Origin of the sequence: Rhodococcus sp. B50 (assembly GCF_013602415.1) — a bacterium.
Classification (GTDB): domain Bacteria; phylum Actinomycetota; class Actinomycetes; order Mycobacteriales; family Mycobacteriaceae; genus Rhodococcus.
The window spans coordinates 632,456-648,157 of the sequence record NZ_WPAG02000002.1 but is presented as its reverse complement, the minus strand read 5'-3'; the positions used below and the strand labels follow the sequence as shown (position 1 = coordinate 648,157).

14 protein-coding genes are annotated in these 15,702 nt (G+C 68.0%); 8 read left to right on the top strand and 6 right to left on the bottom strand.

Annotated features, from left to right (window positions below):
* The first annotated feature begins 121 nt into the window (after window positions 1–121).
* The 3 genes from GON09_RS03345 to treY are packed head-to-tail and all read left to right on the top strand — an operon-like array spanning window position 122 to window position 6,920.
* Window positions 122–2,200, top strand: coding sequence for an acyltransferase family protein (locus tag GON09_RS03345; RefSeq protein WP_213930591.1), 2,079 nt, complete (start codon window positions 122–124; stop codon window positions 2,198–2,200).
* 47 nt (window positions 2,201–2,247) lie between these two features.
* Window positions 2,248–4,521: a glycogen debranching protein GlgX gene (gene glgX, locus GON09_RS03340; protein ID WP_213930590.1), complete on the top strand. Its 2,274-nt coding sequence runs from the start codon at window positions 2,248–2,250 to the stop codon at window positions 4,519–4,521.
* A 59-nt stretch (window positions 4,522–4,580) separates the two neighbouring features.
* Window positions 4,581–6,920 carry a malto-oligosyltrehalose synthase gene (gene treY / locus GON09_RS03335; RefSeq protein ID WP_307854299.1) on the top strand — a complete coding sequence of 780 codons (2,340 nt, stop codon included), beginning with the start codon at window positions 4,581–4,583 and terminating at the stop codon, window positions 6,918–6,920.
* Window positions 6,921–6,929: 9 nt separating this feature from the next.
* Here the strand turns inward: treY and GON09_RS03330 are convergent, their stop codons facing one another.
* Window positions 6,930–7,442 carry a DUF2029 domain-containing protein gene (locus tag GON09_RS03330; RefSeq protein WP_213930588.1) on the bottom strand — a complete coding sequence of 171 codons (513 nt, stop codon included), beginning with the start codon at window positions 7,440–7,442 and terminating at the stop codon, window positions 6,930–6,932.
* Complete coding sequence (locus GON09_RS03325; protein ID WP_213930587.1) at window positions 7,439–7,660, bottom strand: helix-turn-helix transcriptional regulator; 222 nt, start codon at window positions 7,658–7,660, stop codon at window positions 7,439–7,441. The genes GON09_RS03330 and GON09_RS03325 overlap by 4 nt, the downstream gene beginning before the upstream one ends.
* Before the next feature lie 368 nt (window positions 7,661–8,028).
* Between GON09_RS03325 and GON09_RS03320 the strand changes: the two genes are divergently transcribed.
* The gene (locus GON09_RS03320; RefSeq protein WP_213930586.1) at window positions 8,029–9,306 is read left to right on the top strand and encodes an amidohydrolase family protein; all 1,278 of its coding nucleotides are present in this window, start codon (window positions 8,029–8,031) and stop codon (window positions 9,304–9,306) included.
* Window positions 9,307–9,393: 87 nt separating this feature from the next.
* Here the strand turns inward: GON09_RS03320 and GON09_RS03315 are convergent, their stop codons facing one another.
* Entirely contained in the window at window positions 9,394–9,879 is a 486-nt protein-coding gene (locus GON09_RS03315) for a TIGR00725 family protein (RefSeq protein WP_213930585.1), read from the bottom strand.
* Window positions 9,880–10,042: 163 nt separating this feature from the next.
* Between GON09_RS03315 and GON09_RS03310 the strand changes: the two genes are divergently transcribed.
* Window positions 10,043–10,456: a YchJ family protein gene (locus tag GON09_RS03310; RefSeq protein WP_213930584.1), complete on the top strand. Its 414-nt coding sequence runs from the start codon at window positions 10,043–10,045 to the stop codon at window positions 10,454–10,456.
* Window positions 10,457–10,495: 39 nt separating this feature from the next.
* Here the strand turns inward: GON09_RS03310 and GON09_RS03305 are convergent, their stop codons facing one another.
* A complete protein-coding gene (locus tag GON09_RS03305) occupies window positions 10,496–11,164 on the bottom strand; it encodes a TetR/AcrR family transcriptional regulator (RefSeq protein WP_213930583.1) in 669 nt (222 codons plus the stop codon).
* Between the two features lie 110 nt (window positions 11,165–11,274).
* Between GON09_RS03305 and treZ the strand changes: the two genes are divergently transcribed.
* Both treZ and GON09_RS03295 read left to right on the top strand, forming a co-directional pair.
* Window positions 11,275–13,023, top strand: coding sequence for a malto-oligosyltrehalose trehalohydrolase (treZ, locus tag GON09_RS03300; RefSeq protein ID WP_213930582.1), 1,749 nt, complete (start codon window positions 11,275–11,277; stop codon window positions 13,021–13,023).
* A gap of 86 nt (window positions 13,024–13,109) precedes the next feature.
* Complete coding sequence (locus GON09_RS03295) at window positions 13,110–13,385, top strand: hypothetical protein (RefSeq protein ID WP_213930581.1); 276 nt, start codon at window positions 13,110–13,112, stop codon at window positions 13,383–13,385.
* Window positions 13,386–13,419: 34 nt separating this feature from the next.
* Here the strand turns inward: GON09_RS03295 and ilvA are convergent, their stop codons facing one another.
* Both ilvA and GON09_RS03285 read right to left on the bottom strand, forming a co-directional pair.
* Window positions 13,420–14,775, bottom strand: a complete 1,356-nt coding sequence (ilvA, locus tag GON09_RS03290) for a threonine ammonia-lyase IlvA (RefSeq protein WP_213930580.1) — start codon at window positions 14,773–14,775, stop codon at window positions 13,420–13,422.
* A 100-nt stretch (window positions 14,776–14,875) separates the two neighbouring features.
* Window positions 14,876–15,349, bottom strand: a complete 474-nt coding sequence (locus tag GON09_RS03285; RefSeq protein ID WP_213930579.1) for a nitroreductase family deazaflavin-dependent oxidoreductase — start codon at window positions 15,347–15,349, stop codon at window positions 14,876–14,878.
* Between the two features lie 123 nt (window positions 15,350–15,472).
* Here GON09_RS03285 and GON09_RS03280 point away from each other — a divergent pair, with 123 nt between their 5' ends.
* The gene (locus GON09_RS03280; RefSeq protein WP_213930578.1) at window positions 15,473–15,700 is read left to right on the top strand and encodes a hypothetical protein; all 228 of its coding nucleotides are present in this window, start codon (window positions 15,473–15,475) and stop codon (window positions 15,698–15,700) included.
* The last annotated feature ends 2 nt before the right edge of the window (window positions 15,701–15,702 follow it).

Sequence of the window (15,702 nt, the reverse complement as noted above, 5' to 3'; positions counted from 1 at the left end):
GACTGCAGCCGCGTAGTCTGCCCCAGTTACCGTGAACGACGCTCACGGCAATCGTCCGGTGCGCTCGCCGGCCGCGTCGCAGTTACAGCCGAACACGTAAGACACCGGGGGTATCCGTCACATGTCCGTCCACACCTCGGGACAGGAACTCGGGAGTGCCGCGCGGACAGCGGGCAGGCGCTCCGTGCGCCGTGCCGACATCGACGGATTACGTGGTCTCGCGATCGCGCTCGTGGTGATCTTCCACGTCTGGTTCGGTCGTGTCTCCGGCGGTGTCGACGTCTTCCTGGCACTGTCCGGCTACTTCTTCGTGGGCTCGCTCCTCCGGACCGCCGAATCCTCTGCGCCGCTCGACCCGCGGCCCGTCCTGCGGCGGATCGGCCGGCGCCTGCTGCCCCCGCTCGTCCTGGTGCTCACCGCCGTCGCCGTGGCCACGGTCGTGTTGCAGCCGTTCACACAGTGGCTCGGGGTGGCCGACCAGACCGGGGCGTCGCTGCTCTTCGTGCAGAACTGGTACCTCGCCCTCACCGCCAGCGACTATCTCGCTGCGGATCCGATGGTCAGTCCACTCCAGCACCTGTGGTCGATCGCGGTGCAGGGCCAGTTCTACATCGCGGCGCTCGCGGTGGTGTTCGGCTGCGCGTGGCTGTTGCGCCGGATGTCGGTTCCGGTGCGTGTCCCGCTGACGGTGCTGCTCGCGGTACTCACCGCGTCGTCGCTGGCGTACGCGGTGCTCTCCGACCGGGCGCAGTCGTGGCTGTACTACGACAGTGCCGCCCGCGCGTGGGAGCTGACCCTCGGCGGACTGCTCGTGTGCCTGTCGCCGTGGCTGCGGGTTCCGCGTGTGCTGCGGATCGTGCTCGGTGGGCTCGCGCTCGTCGTGCTGCTCGCGTGCGGTTTCGTCCTCGACGGCAACGCCCTGTTCCCCGGCCCGTGGGCGCTCGTGCCCGTCGGCGCGGCGATGGCACTCGTCGTGGCGGGGGTCGGCTCCGGTGCCGAGCCCGACACACCGTCGGCGCGACTGCTGGCGTCCGCACCGATGGTGCGTCTCGGGGCGATCGCCTACTCGCTGTACCTGTGGCATTGGCCGCTCCTCATCGGCTACCTGATCGTGAGCGGGCACCCGTCGGTCGGTCTCGTGGGCGGGCTCGGCGTGATCGTCCTGTCGTTGCTGCTCGCCGAGGCGTCGACCCGGTGGTTCGAGGAGCCCCTCCGCCGCGTCGAACCTCCTCGGCCGTCCAGGACGGCCGTGGTCGGTCTCGTGACGGTCGCGGCCGTCGCGCTCGCCGGGGCCGGCAATCTCTGGCACACCCACGTCGACCGCTCGGCGGAGACGGTCGAGCGCACCTCGGCGTTGCCGGCGGAGTTGTATCCGGGCGCCGCCGTCTTCGATCCCGCCGTCTCCTCCGAGCCGCAGCCGGTGCAACCGCCGCTGCTGGTCGCCCACCGCGACCTGCCTCCCGCGACGCTCGACAACTGCATCGCCCAGCACACCAATCGCACACCGTTGACCTGCACCTACGGTGATCCGCTCGCGACGCGCCGCATGGTGCTGGTCGGCGGGTCGCATTCGGAGCACTGGCTCGCTGCGCTCGACGCGCTCGGCATCGAACACGGTTTCCGCCTCGACACCTATCTCAAGGTGGGCTGCCCACTGTCCGATCCGCGCGCCCCGCTCGTGGAGGAGTCCCCGACGGTCGAGTGCGACACGTGGTCGACCGCCGTGCTCGCGGAACTGCGCGCGGATCCGCCCGACTACGTGTTCACCACATCGACGCGCACCAAGGACCAGGGCGAGGGGCCGGGCGACTTCGTTCCGTTCTGGTACGTCGACCTGTGGCAGACACTCGCCGACTACGGCATCCCAGTGGTCGCGATCCGCGACAACCCGTGGCTCTTCCGGGAGGACGTCGCGTACCGGGCCGCCGACTGCCTCGCGAGGGGCGGCAACGCCGAGACGTGCGGGGTGCCCCGTGACGAGGCGCTGGACCCGGTCGACCCGGCCGTCGCCGCCTCCGCGCATCTGCCCACCGTGTCGCTGCTCGACCTGTCCGACAAGTTCTGCCGACCGGACCTGTGCCGGGCGGTGGAGGGCAACATCCTCATCTACCGCGACGAGAACCACCTCACCACGACCTACGTCCGCACCCTGACGCCCGAGCTCGGCAGACAACTCGGTCCCGCCACCGGCTGGTGGTAACGCGCTCACCCGGTGCCCGGACCGCCGGAAGACTACTGTTGGCGGGCATGGAGTCCACCGACGCGAGCGCTACCGACGAGATGCCCGAGACACTGGAAGTGTGGCCGGGATCCCCGTACCCCCTCGGCGCGACCTACGACGGGGCAGGCACGAATTTCGCGCTGTTCTCCGAAATCGCCGAGAAGGTCGAACTGTGCCTCATCTCACGCGACGGGACGGAGACCCGTATCCCGCTCGAAGAGGTGGACGGATACGTCTGGCACGCATACCTTCCCACGATCTCCCCCGGCCAGCGCTACGGCTATCGCGTGCACGGCCCGTTCGACCCCGAGAACGGACACCGGTGCGATCCGAGCAAACTGCTCCTCGATCCGTACGGAAAGGCGTTCGACGGCTCGTTCGACGGCGATCCGTCTCTGTTCTCCTACCCGCTGCCCGGCGCCGAACCCGAGACCGACCCGGCCACGGACGACGGTCCGGAGGACACCGACAGCGGTGACACCGCGTCCGCCGACGAGGTCGAACCCGAGGCGATCGCAACGGGACAGACCGCCGATGCCGCCGCGGAGCTGCCCGCACTGGATTCGCTGGGCCACACGATGACGACGGTGGTGATCAACCCGTTCTTCGACTGGGCGATGGATCGCCAGCCCCGGCGCCCCTACAACGAGACCGTCATCTACGAGGCCCATGTCAAGGGCATGACCGCGACGCACCCGGACGTCCCCGAGCACATGCGGGGCACCTACGCCGGACTCGCGCATCCGGCGATCATCGACCATCTCCTCGACCTCGGGGTCACCGCGATCGAGCTGATGCCGGTGCACCAGTTCATGCACGACCAGGTGCTGCTCGACCAGGGCCTGCGGAACTACTGGGGATACAACACCTTCGGCTTCTTCGCGCCGCACACCGAGTACTCGTCCTCGAACAAGCCGAGCGCGGTGGTCGCCGAGTTCAAGGCGATGGTGCGGGCCTTCCACGAGGCCGGCATCGAGGTGATCCTCGACGTGGTCTACAACCACACTGCCGAAGGGAACCATCTCGGTCCCACCATCAGCTTCCGCGGTATCGACAACGCCGCCTACTACCGCCTCGTCGACGACGACAAGGCCTACTACATGGACTACACCGGAACGGGCAACAGCCTCAATGCCCGTCACCCGCACACCTTGCAACTGATCATGGATTCGCTGCGTTACTGGGTGACCGAGATGCACGTCGACGGTTTCCGCTTCGACCTCGCGTCGACCCTGGCTCGCGAGCTGCACGACGTCGACCGGCTGTCGGCCTTCTTCGATCTCGTCCAGCAGGACCCCGTGGTCTCGCAGGTCAAGCTCATCGCCGAACCCTGGGACATCGGTGAGGGCGGCTACCAGGTCGGCAACTTCCCCGGTCAGTGGACCGAGTGGAACGGCAAGTACCGCGACACGGTCCGCGACTACTGGCGCGGCGAACCTGCCACCCTCGGCGAGTTCGCGTCGCGCCTGACCGGCTCGTCGGATCTGTACGAGGACACCGGCCGGCGTCCCGGCGCGTCGATCAACTTCGTCACCGCCCACGACGGTTTCACCCTCGCGGATCTGGTGTCGTACAACGAGAAGCACAACGACGCCAACGGCGAGGACAATCGCGACGGCGAGTCGCACAACCGGTCGTGGAACTGCGGGGTGGAAGGCCCCACGGACGATCCCGACGTCCTCGCGCTGCGCGGGCGCCAGCAGCGCAACATGCTCGCGACGCTGATCCTGTCGCAGGGCACGCCGATGCTCGCCCACGGCGACGAGTTCGGTCGCACCCAGCAGGGCAACAACAACGTGTACTGCCAGGACAACGAACTGTCCTGGGTGGACTGGTCGCTCGCCGAGTCCAACGCCGAACTGCTCGCGTTCACCCGCAACGTGATCGCGCTGCGCACCGAGCACCCGGTGTTCCGGCGCCGCCGCTTCTTCGAGGGCCGGCCCATCCGCAGCGGCGATCAGTCCCGCGACATCGCGTGGCGCACCCCGGCCGGCGACGAGATGATGCCGGAGGACTGGGACAGCGGTTTCGGCAAGTCCCTCGCGGTCTTCCTCAACGGCGAAGGCATCCCCGAGCCCGATCAGCGGGGACAGCGCGTCGTCGACGACTCGTTCCTGATGTGCTTCAACGCCCATCACGAACCGATCGAGTTCGTCACCCCCGACGGCCCGCACGCCGAGGAGTGGACGGTCGCGCTCGACACCGACGTCCCCGACGGTCTGCGGGAGGAGACGGTCGTCGCCGGTAAACCGGTCCGGGTGCAGGCGCGCGCGGTGCTGGTGCTCCGGAGAACCCGGTGACGCCAGGCGCTCCGGAGCCGGCAGGTGTGAACAGCGGCGGTGCGGGGAAACCTGCGCCGGTGTTGTCCACCTACCGACTCCAGATGCGCGGCGACGAGTGCACCTTCGCCGACGCCGTCGCCCTGCTCGACTACCTCGACGCCCTGGGTGTCTCCCACGTCTACCTCTCCCCCGTCCTCAGCGCGACCATCGGATCCACCCACGGATACGACGTGGTCGATCCCCGCACCGTCTCCGAGTCGCTCGGGGGCCGCGAGGGGCTCGAACGATTGTCGCGGGAGGCACGCGCGCGGGGCATGGGACTGGTCGTCGACATCGTCCCGAACCATGTCGGTGTGAGCGACCCGCGCCAGAACGCCTGGTGGTGGGACGTCCTGAAACACGGGTCCGGGTCCCGGTACGCGTCCTTCTTCGATCTCGACCTCACCGACGACAACGGCGCGGACGGACGGATCGCCCTGCCGGTGCTCGGGTCCGACGACGACGTCCGTGAACTGACCGTCGACCACTCCGGCGACGAACCTCTGCTCGCCTACTACGACAAGAGATTTCCCATCGCTCCCGGAACCGGCGACGGCACCGGCGAGGAGATCCACGCGCGACAGTCCTACCGTCTCGTGGCATGGAACTCGGGGCTGATCGGATATCGCCGCTTCTTCACCGTCGACGATCTCGCCGCCGTGCGGGTGGAAGATCCGGAGGTGTTCGACGCGACGCACGAGCAGGTCGCGTCGTGGATCGCCGACGATCTCGTCGACGGGATCCGCGTCGACCATCCGGATGGTCTCGCCGACCCGTCCGGTTATCTCGCGCGCCTGCGCGAGGTGATCGGCCCCGAGCGGTGGCTCGTGATCGAGAAGATCCTCGGCGACGCCGAGCCGCTGGACGCCACCCTGCCGGTGGACGGCACCACCGGCTACGACGCGCTCGGGGAACTGTCGGCGGTGTTCGTCGATCCGTCCGGCGAACCGGAACTGAACGCCTTGTCGCGCAGGTTCACCGGCACCGAGGGCGACGCGTCGTGGCTGCACGCACGCGAACACGAGCTCAAGCGGTCGGTGCTCGGGAACGGGCTCGCACCCGAGGTGCGCCGACTCGTGCGGGCGATCCGGCGTGAGACCGGCGACACCGAGTGCGAGGACGCGGCGCTGCACGAGGCCGTGATCGCCGTCGCCGCACAGCTTCCCGTCTACCGCGCCGACTACGCGCCGCTCGCGACCCTGGTGCCGCGCCTCGTTGGCGATCTCGCCCGTTCGCATCCCTCGCTCGGTACCGCGCTCGCGGTATTCGCCCGGGCGATGGCACTCGGAGGCGAGTCCGCGACACGCTTCGGCCAGGTGTGCGGGGCCGCGACCGCCAAGGCGGTCGAGGACTGCTTGTTCTACCGTGCGGCGCGGCTGATCTCGCTGCAGGAGGTGGGCGGGCAACCCGGCCGCTTCTCCGTCTCCCCTGCCGAGTTCCATCTCGCATGGACCCAGCGGGCTCGGCACTGGCCGCGGGCGATGACCACCCTGTCGACCCACGACACCAAGCGCAGCGAGGACGTCCGGGCACGGATCGGCGTGCTCTCGCAGGTTGCCGACGAGTGGTCGCGCCGGCTCGGGCCGTGGAACGACCGTGCGCCCGCACCGGATCCGGCGATCGGCCTGTTCCTGTGGCAGACCCTGTTCGGGGTGTGGCCGCTCGACGGAGTGGTGACCGCAGAATTGCGCGACCGGGTTCACGCCTACACGCAGAAAGCGCTGCGGGAGAACGGGACCCGCTCCACCTGGACCGAGGTCGACGAGGAGTTCGAGGCCGCCGTGGACCGCTGGCTGGACGCGATCTTCGACGGACCGGTCGCGGGCGAGCTGAGCGCGTTCGTCGCGGAGGTCGAACCGCACGTCGCGGCCGTCTCGTGCGGCCAGAAGTTGCTGCAGCTGCTGGGTCCGGGTGTGCCCGACGTCTATCAGGGCACCGAACTGTGGGACGACTCGCTCGTCGACCCGGACAATCGACGGCCGGTGGACTTCGACGTCCGCCGGAGACTGCTCGTCGGCGACGATGCGGCCCCGGCGAAGTTCACCATCGTGCGCACGGCACTCCGGTTGCGCCGCGAACGTCCGGAGAGCTTCGTCGGCGGGGCCTACGTGCCGATACTCGCTACCGGCCCGGCCGCCGAGCATCTCCTCGCGTTCGGTCGTGGTCCGGCACCGGACGATCTCGACGTGCTCGCCGTGTCCTCCCGCCACACCGCGGCGCTGTCGCGCTCCGGCTGGAAGGACACGGCACTCCACCTGCCGGACGGCGAGTGGGCGGACGCCCTGACCGGGCGCACCTTCACCGGGCGGGTCCGGATCGTCGATCTGCTCGATTCCCTGCCGGTCGCGGCGCTCGTACGGGATCGGAATTCCGGATAGAGGTGCTGCTCAGGGTTCGAGAGCGTCGCGCGCATCTTCTTCGGCCCGGCGCCGGCGGGTCCGCCGCCGGTTCCAGGCGAACCCACCGCCGAGGAGAGCGAGTGCCACGGCCGCGCCGGTGATCCGCCCCGCCCAGGTCGCGAGGTCGTTCTCGAACGGTTCACTGTCGTAATGCAGGCGGAGGAAGATCCCGACCACGCCGACGAGGTAGAGCGCAGCGGCGGCGGCACTGCGGGGTCGCCACAGCTTCGCCGTGGCGTACAGGTCGACGTCGCGTTGTCGCGCGTACAGCTGGGTCACGATCGAGACGATGAACCAGGCGACCAGGATTCCGATCGCCGTCCACGCCCCGGGGCGGCCGGCGAGCCACGGGAGCAGTGCCGCCGCCGCCAGTGCGACCCACTGCGTCAACTGGAATCCCACCGCCGAGGCCTCGTTCCATACGTCGCGTTGCCGCTCGTCGCGGTAGAACTCGTCGTCGAGGTCGCCGATGACGCGCGCGGCTTTGAGGAAGACCGTCATGAGGACTCCTTGGTGGTGAGCGGGAACAGTTCCTCGACCGTGGTGTCGAGTCTGGTGGCGAGACGCAAGGCGAGGTACACACTGGGCGCGTAGTCGCCCTTCTCGGTCGAGACGATGCTCTGTCTGCTGACGCCGACCGCCTCGCCGAGCGCAGCCTGGGTGAGTCCCGCCCGTTTGCGGAATTCTCGGACCCTGTTGCTCCTCGGTGTGTCGGTCACGTCAAAAGTAAACTCTGCTTGTCATTTCATGTCAAGAATTCTTGTCTTTTCCTGACATCCCGCAACTTCTCCTCGACAACCCGGAGCAAGTATCGAACCCTTCGAGTCAGCCACACTCTCGAAAACCAGAATCTAATTCTGCATGCCCGGGGTGGTGAGATTGCGTCGGGAGACGACGAATCGTGGGACAATGCGCTGATTTCCGGACAGAATTCGATACTGATCAGCGGTGAGGACGACGAATCAGGCTCCCCGAATCCACGCGATATGCAGGACTCCTTGATTTATGTTCTCGAATACGGAAATCTAGTTCTCATCGCGAGCGCCGACGCCGGCAGGACCTTTGCGCAGCCCAGGGAGAGGATTCGATGAAGACCGAAGACATGGTGATGATCAGCATCGACGACCACGTCGTCGAACCCGCGGACATCTTCGAGAAGCACTTCCCCAAGAGCCTGATGGACCAGGCTCCCAAACTCACCGCCCACCCCCGCAACCCCAACGTGCAGGCCTGGCAGTTCCAGGGCACCGTCGTCGGCAGTTCCGGCCTCAACGCCGTGGTGTCGTGGCCCAAGCACGAGTGGGGCATGGACCCCACCGGCTACGCCGAGATGCGACCCGGGGTCTACGACATGGACCTGCGCGTACGCGACATGGACGCCAACGGCACCCTCGCCGCGACACTGTTCGCCACCTTCCCCGGCTTCGCCGGCACCCACCTCGCGAGTCTGCCCGACAAGAAACTCTCCCTCGCCGCACTGAAGGCCTTCAACGACTGGGTCGTCGGCGAGGTCCCGGACGCCCACCCGGGCCGATTCATCCCCATCGGCATCGTTCCGTTCTACGACCCCGAGGAGTCCGTGAAGGAGATCGAGCGCATCGCCGCCATGGGATGCCGTTCCATCAGCATCCCGGAGACGCCCTACGGCGTCGGCGAGGGCTATCCCGACTTCAAGTCCGGTTACTGGGACCCGATCTTCAAGGCCTGCGTCGAGCACAACATCGTGCTGTCCCTGCACATCGGCGGTGGCATCAACCTGGTCAAGCGGCCGGCAGGTTTCAACATCGACGACATGATGATCCTCACGCCGCTCATCTCGACCATCGCAGCCACCGACATCATGCTCAGCGGCGCGTTCCAGAAGTTCCCCGACCTGAAGGTCGCGATGAGCGAGGGCGGTGTCGGCTGGGTCGCCCCGTGGCTCGACCGTCTCGACCGGCACATCGTCAACCAGTCCTGGACCGGCACGAGCTTCCTGCCGGCCGGGATGAGCCCGACGGACGTGTGGCGCAAGAACTTCCTCGCCTGCTACATCACCGAACCGAGCGGCCTGAACAACCGTGATCGGCTCGGCATCGACACCATCGCGTGGGAATGCGACTACCCGCACTCCGACTCCACCTGGCCGAACTCCCCCGAGATGCTCAAGGAGGAACTCGACGCGTGCGAGTGCACCGACGAGGAGATCGACAAGATCACCTTCGCGAACGCCGCGCGTTTCTTCGACTGGGATCCGTTCGCACACATCCCGCGTGAGAAGGCCACCGTCGGCGCCCTGCGCGCCCGCGCGGCCGACGTGGACATCAGCGAGACCTCCAAGGAGGAGTACCGCCGACGGTACGAACTCGCCAACACCAACTCGTAGGTTCGCGCCCCAGGGCACACGGAGAGCGGGCCCCATCGATCCGGAGAGCAGTCCGGATCGATGGGGCCCGTCGTCTTCACGGTCGGATCACACCGGATCCTTGCGCCACAACAGTGCGTGCAGGCACTCGACGGCCTCGGCGGGCGACTCGACGTCGAGTACTCCCGCAGCGGGCATCTTCCAGCCCCCGAGGGCGATGACCGGAACGCCGATCCGGACCGCGAGCGCGATCTCGCTCATCGTGCCCCAGCTGCCGCCCACCGCGATCAACGCGTCGCTGCTGCGCACGAGCAGCGCGTTCCGCATCTCTCCGAGACCGGTGGGAACAGCCACCGTCAGATAGGGATTGCCCTCGGCACGGTCGTCCCCGGGCAGCAAACCGAGGGTCGTCCCGCCTGCTTCCACAGCGCCGCGGCAGGCCGCCGCCATCACCCCACCCAGTCCGCCGGTGACCACGACGGCCCGGCGGCCGGCGAGGAGTCCCCCGACCTGGCGGGCGATACGTCGCTGTTCGGGCGTGGCTTCACCCGGACCCACCACCCCGACATAGCGCTGCGCGTTCATGTTCGGCATTGTGCATCATGGAACGCTTCGGAGCGCGCGGTCCGAGAACATCATTCGCGATCGGGGATCGACCGCTCCCCATAGCGCCGCACGCGCCGACGCGGCGATGTGGATTCTCCGCGGTCACCGCCCCGAGGTGGGCCGAGCGACCTGCCCGGGGGACACTGGGGCCATGAGCAGAGCCGACCGCCGAGCCGATATCCGCCCGGACTCCCCTTGCCCGTGCGGTCGTGGGGTACCCCTGTCCGAATGCTGCGGGTCACTGCTGGCCGGTGCGGGCGCTCCGACCGCCGAACGGCTGATGCGTTCGCGGTACACGGCATTCACGGTGGGCGACGCGGCGCACCTGCTGCGGACCTGGCATCCGACCACGCGCCCACACTCGATCGAGTTCGACCCCGACCAGCGTTGGACCGGTCTCGAAGTACTGCACACCACCGGCGGCGGATTTCTGCACACCACCGGCACGGTGGACTTCCGCGCTCACTGGACGGCCACCGGGGTGCCCGATTCCATGCGCGAACACAGCCGGTTCGTGCGGGAGAACGGCGAGTGGCTCTACCTCGACGATCGCGGCGACGCCTGAACCGAACCCGTCACGGCGCGGTCGGGCAGGGCGCCGTCGTCACGGCGCGGTCCTGCGCAGCAACGTCGCACGGAGGGTGCCGGAGAGCCACTGCCGGTACTGATCGACGTCCCATCCGCACTCGCGTCGGAGCAGGGCGTGCACCTGCGGGGAGCTCAGAGTGAACAGGACGTCGGCGGCGTGTTCGACGGTGACGTCCTCACGTAGCCAGCCGGCGTGTTCGAGTCCTTCGGCGAGGGTGCGGGCGTTCTCGGCCGTCGCCTTCGCGTCGTCCGCGGCGAATCGACGCATGTCGGGGTCGGCCCCGGACGATTCCACGGAGGTCATGAGCAGTCCACCCGCACGTTCGAGCATCGCGGTGCCGTAGCGGACAAGCTGTTCCACCACCAGATCCACGTGTGAGACCCGGCTGCCGCCTCCCTTCGGCTCCGGGTCCGCCGTGACCGCACGCGGGTCGCCGTCGCCCGCCACCGCGTGGTCGAGTGCCTCGCGGAAGATCTCCGCCTTGCCACCGGGAAAGGCGGTGAACACGGTCCGCACGGCGACTCCTGCTTCGTCCGCGATGTTCTTGACGGTGGTGCTGACGTAACCGTCGCGAACGAACAGACGCGCCGCGGCGTCGCGGATCGTCTCGCGGGTACGACGCGCCGCCTCCTCCCGCAACGGTGAGGTATACCGCCGGCGGGCTCGCTCGGGATTCGGGTTCACTCCCCCAGTATCGAGTGCATTGCAGCTGCAACAAAATTGACGCGCGACAGGCCGACTGCTCGACGGCGTCAATCCCTGCACCGGCACCGCCGACACGGCATGCTGGTCGGGTGCATACCTTCGAGGTCTGGGCTCCCATCCCGTCGTCCGTCCGATTGTTCGCCGACGGAACGCTCCACGACATGCAACGCGACGACGACGGCTGGTGGCGCACCACCGTCGACGTCGCCCCCGACACCCGATACGGCTTCGTGCTCGACGACGACACCGGGACGGTGCTTCCGGATCCGCGGTCGCCGCGGCAGCCGGAGGGCGTGCACGAGCCGTCACAGGTGCACGTGGTCGACGGGACGAAATGGACCGATCGCGACTGGACCGGTCGGCAACTGACGGGAAGCATCGTCTACGAGATGCACGTGGGGACCTTCACCCCCGAGGGCACCCTCGACTCCGCGATCGACCGACTCGACGAACTCGTGGATCTGGGCGTCGAATTCGTCGAACTCATGCCGCTCAACGCCTTCAACGGCACCCACGGATGGGGTTACGACGGGGTGCTCTGGTACGCGGTGCACGAGCCCTACGGCGGCCCCGACGCCCTGCAGCGCTTCGTCGACGCCGCCCATACGCGAGGTCTCGGAGTCGTGCTCGACGTCGTGTACAACCATCTCGGCCCGTCCGGGAACTACCTGGGCCGCTTCGGTCCCTATCTCTCCGCAGCACCGGGCATCTGGGGCGACAACATCAACCTCGACGGCCCGGGTTCCGGTGAGGTGCGCAGGTACATCCTCGACAACGCGCTGCGCTGGTTCCGCGACTTCCACATCGACGCACTCCGCCTGGATGCCGTGCACGCGCTGGTCGACCACACCGCGACGCACATCCTCGAGGAACTGGCCGTCGAGACGTTCCGCCTGTCCGCACATCTCGGTCGCCCCCTGTCGCTGATCGCGGAATCGGACCTGAACGATCCGCGGCTGATCACCCCACGGCCCGGTGGCGGATACGGGCTGCACGCGCAGTGGGCCGACGACGTCCATCACGCGATCCACGCGGCCGTGTCCGGCGAACGACAGGGCTACTACGGCGACTTCGGCTCCCTGGACTGCCTCGCGTACACGCTCGGGCACGGCTTCTTCCACGCCGGGACGTATTCGACCTTCCGCGGACGCATCCACGGACGCCCGCTCGACACCCGGCGGACCCCGGCGAGCGGTCTCGTCGCCTACACCTGCACGCACGACCAGGTCGGCAACCGGGCGCTCGGCGACCGGCCGGGAGCCTATCTCGAGCCCGGACAGCTCGCCCTGAAGGCCGCGCTCGTGCTCACCTCACCGTTCACCCCGATGTTGTTCATGGGCGAGGAGTGGGGTGCGAGCACACCCTTCCGGTACTTCACGTCGCATCCCGAACCGGAGCTCGCCGCGGCCGTCGTCGAGGGTCGCCGACGCGAGTTCGCCGAACACGGCTGGGACGCCGCCGACGTACCCGACCCGCAGGATCCGGAGACATTCGTCGGGTCGAAGCTGCGCTGGGACGAACGCGACGAGGACGGGCACGCCCGGCTGCTCGAGTGCTACCGGGCCCTCATCGCGCTCCGGCGTGCGCGCGCCGAGCTCACCGATCCCTGGCTCGAGAACGTGCACGTGACATACGACGAGGAGGAGAAGTGGCTCGTCGTGCACCGCGGAGCGCTGCGCGTGGCCTGCAATCTCGGACCCGATCCCGTCACCGTGCCGGTCGGCGGGAAACCGCTGCTGTGGTGGGACGAACCGGTGGTGAATCGTACCGAATCCGCGGTACTCGTCCCGGGCTGGTCCTTCGCCGTCCTGGAGGCACCGGCGACACCCCAGCGATAACGTTCGGCAAGCGAAAAAGTCGTTGATTATGCCACGAGTGGGCGAGTACCGTCTCAAGTACCGTCGAATTCTCGAGGTGAATCACCATGAAACCCAAGAAGATTCTGGCGAGCGTATTCCTCAGCACCGCCCTCGTCCTCGCTCCCGCCGGAGTGGCATCGGCGTCCCCCACCGTGGACACCGCGCCCGGGATCGTGTATGTCAGCGGAGGCCACGACGACCACGGAAGATACGACCACCACGATCACGACAAGAACTACAACCATCACGACAAGAAGTACGACCGCGACCATCACCGGCACAACTACTGGCGGCCCGACTGCTACTGGTGGGGCCCGTGGTTGGTGTGCAATCGCTGGTGACTGCACACCACCCTGACGTGACCGGGCTGCCCGGTTACGTCAGATAACGGTAGGCCGGCGACCCCGGCTCGAGTCGCTGCGCGTCGATGGGCGATGCGTCCATGCGATGGAGAAGGGCCGAAAGATCTTCTGCAGCACCCAGTTCGATACCGACGAGGGCAGCACCGGTCTCCCGGTTGTTGCGCTTGACGTACTCGAACAGGGTGATGTCGTCGTCCGGTCCGAGGACCTCGTCCAGGAACCGGCGCAACGCGCCGGGCTCCTGGGGGAAGTCCACGAGGAAATAGTGTTTGAGTCCGCGGTGGACGAGCGACCGCTCGACGATCTCGCCGTAGCGTGAGACGTCGTTGTTGCCGCCCGACACCAGGCACACCACGTTCGCTCCGGGCTGCACCGAGACCGCGCCGAGGGCAGCGACGGACAGAGCGCCGGCGGGCTCGGCGATGATGCCCTCGTTCTGGTACAGATCGAGCATCGTGGTGCACAGTGCACCCTCGTCGACCTGGGTCATCCCGAACGGCGCGCGGCCGAGCCCTTCCCGGCGCAGCGTGGCCACGAGCGGCAGGCTCGAATGGGACACGACCTCCGCACCGAGTTCGGACACGACCGCGTAGGGGACGTCGCCGATCCGCTTGACCGCGGCGCCGTCGACGAACGGCTCGACCTCCGGCAGCGTCACCGGGCCGCCCGCGACCAGAGCGGCGGTCATCGATGCTGCTCCGGCGGGCTCGACCCCGACGATCGACGTGCGCGGGGATCGTTCGCGCAGATATGCGGCGACGCCGGCGATGAGACCGCCCCCGCCCACGGGGACGAGCACGACGTCGAGATCACCGTCGAGTTGTTCGAGGATCTCGCGCGCGATCGTGCCCTGCCCGGCGGCCGTGCGGGCGTCGTCGAAGGGCGGGATCATCGTCGCTCCGGTGCGGAGCGCATCGTCCGCGGCCGCTGCGGCCGCGGCGTCGAAGGTGTCGCCGACGCCGATGAGTTCGACGCTGTCCCCGCCGTGCACACGGATCCGGTCGCGCTTCTGCTTCGGGGTGCGGGTGGGCACGTAGATGCGGCCCTGGATTCCCATCACCCGGCACGCGTAGGCCACACCCTGGGCGTGGTTTCCTGCACTCGCCGTGACCACGCCTGCGGTGCGCTCGGCCGCGTCGAGCTGGGCCATGGCGTTGTACGCGCCGCGGAGCTTGAAAGACCGCACCCGGGTGAGATCCTCACGCTTGAGGTAGACGTTCGCGCCCACGAGGGCCGAGAGCCGGGGGCTCGGTTCGAGCGGCGTCGGGGCGACCGCCTCCGAAATTCGCTCGGCAGCCGCATCGATGTCGGCCGCGCCGGGCACGGCAGTCGCGGTCGTCGGTTCTGCGGTTCGCGAAGTGGAGGTCACCCGTCAATGCTGCCACTTGCCGGAATCGCCCACCACGGCGGGACCCGTCTCACAGCGGTGGCAGCACCTCCGGATTCTTCGGAGTCTTCGCCGCGATCGACTACGCGCCCGCAGCACCCTCGGCGATCGATTCCGAGTCTTCCGCGACCTCGAGCACGAAGACCGGTATCTCACGGTCGGTCTTCTCCTGATACTCCGCGTACGGCGGGAACGCCTCGACGGCACGTTCCCACCACTGCGCTTTCTCGTCGCCGTGGACCTCGCGGGCGATCATGTCCCATACCTCGGTGCCGTCCCGCAACTCGACGTGCGGATTCGCCAGGACGTTGTGGTACCAGACCGGATGCTCGGGAGCGCCGCCCAGCGAAGCAACGGCGGCATAGGCACCCTCGTGCTCGACGCGCATGAGAGGGATCTTGCGGAGCTTGCCGGACTTCGCGCCGACCGTGGTCAAGATGATCACCGGCCGACCCTGGAGGGTCGTGCCGCGGGTACCGCCCGACGACTCGTACTCCTCGACCTGCTTCGCGCTCCATTCGACGGGACTCGGTTCGTACTCTCCGTGCAGTGGCATGTCCGTCAGTCAACACGGTCGTGGTGACGGTCGCCGCTCGATCGCCGAGTTCGGTGGCCCGAACTCTTCCCTGCGTCTATCCTGAAGAAAGATTTCCGTTCGGCCTTCAGGAGGTGCACCGAGATGTCCGTGCTCGATACCCGGGTATCCCGTGAGCGCACCGACGGTGTGGACATCGCCGGGACGATCTGGCCCCTGTACAAGCTCGAAGCACTTGCGACGGGCATCCTCACCCTGCTCGTGGTCCTCGTCGTCACCGCCAGCGCACAGAGCGCCGTACTCGGCGCGGCCGCGGTCACCGTCCTCGTGTGGTGGGTCCGCCGGTTCCAGCGGCACGCATTCCGCTCCTGAGC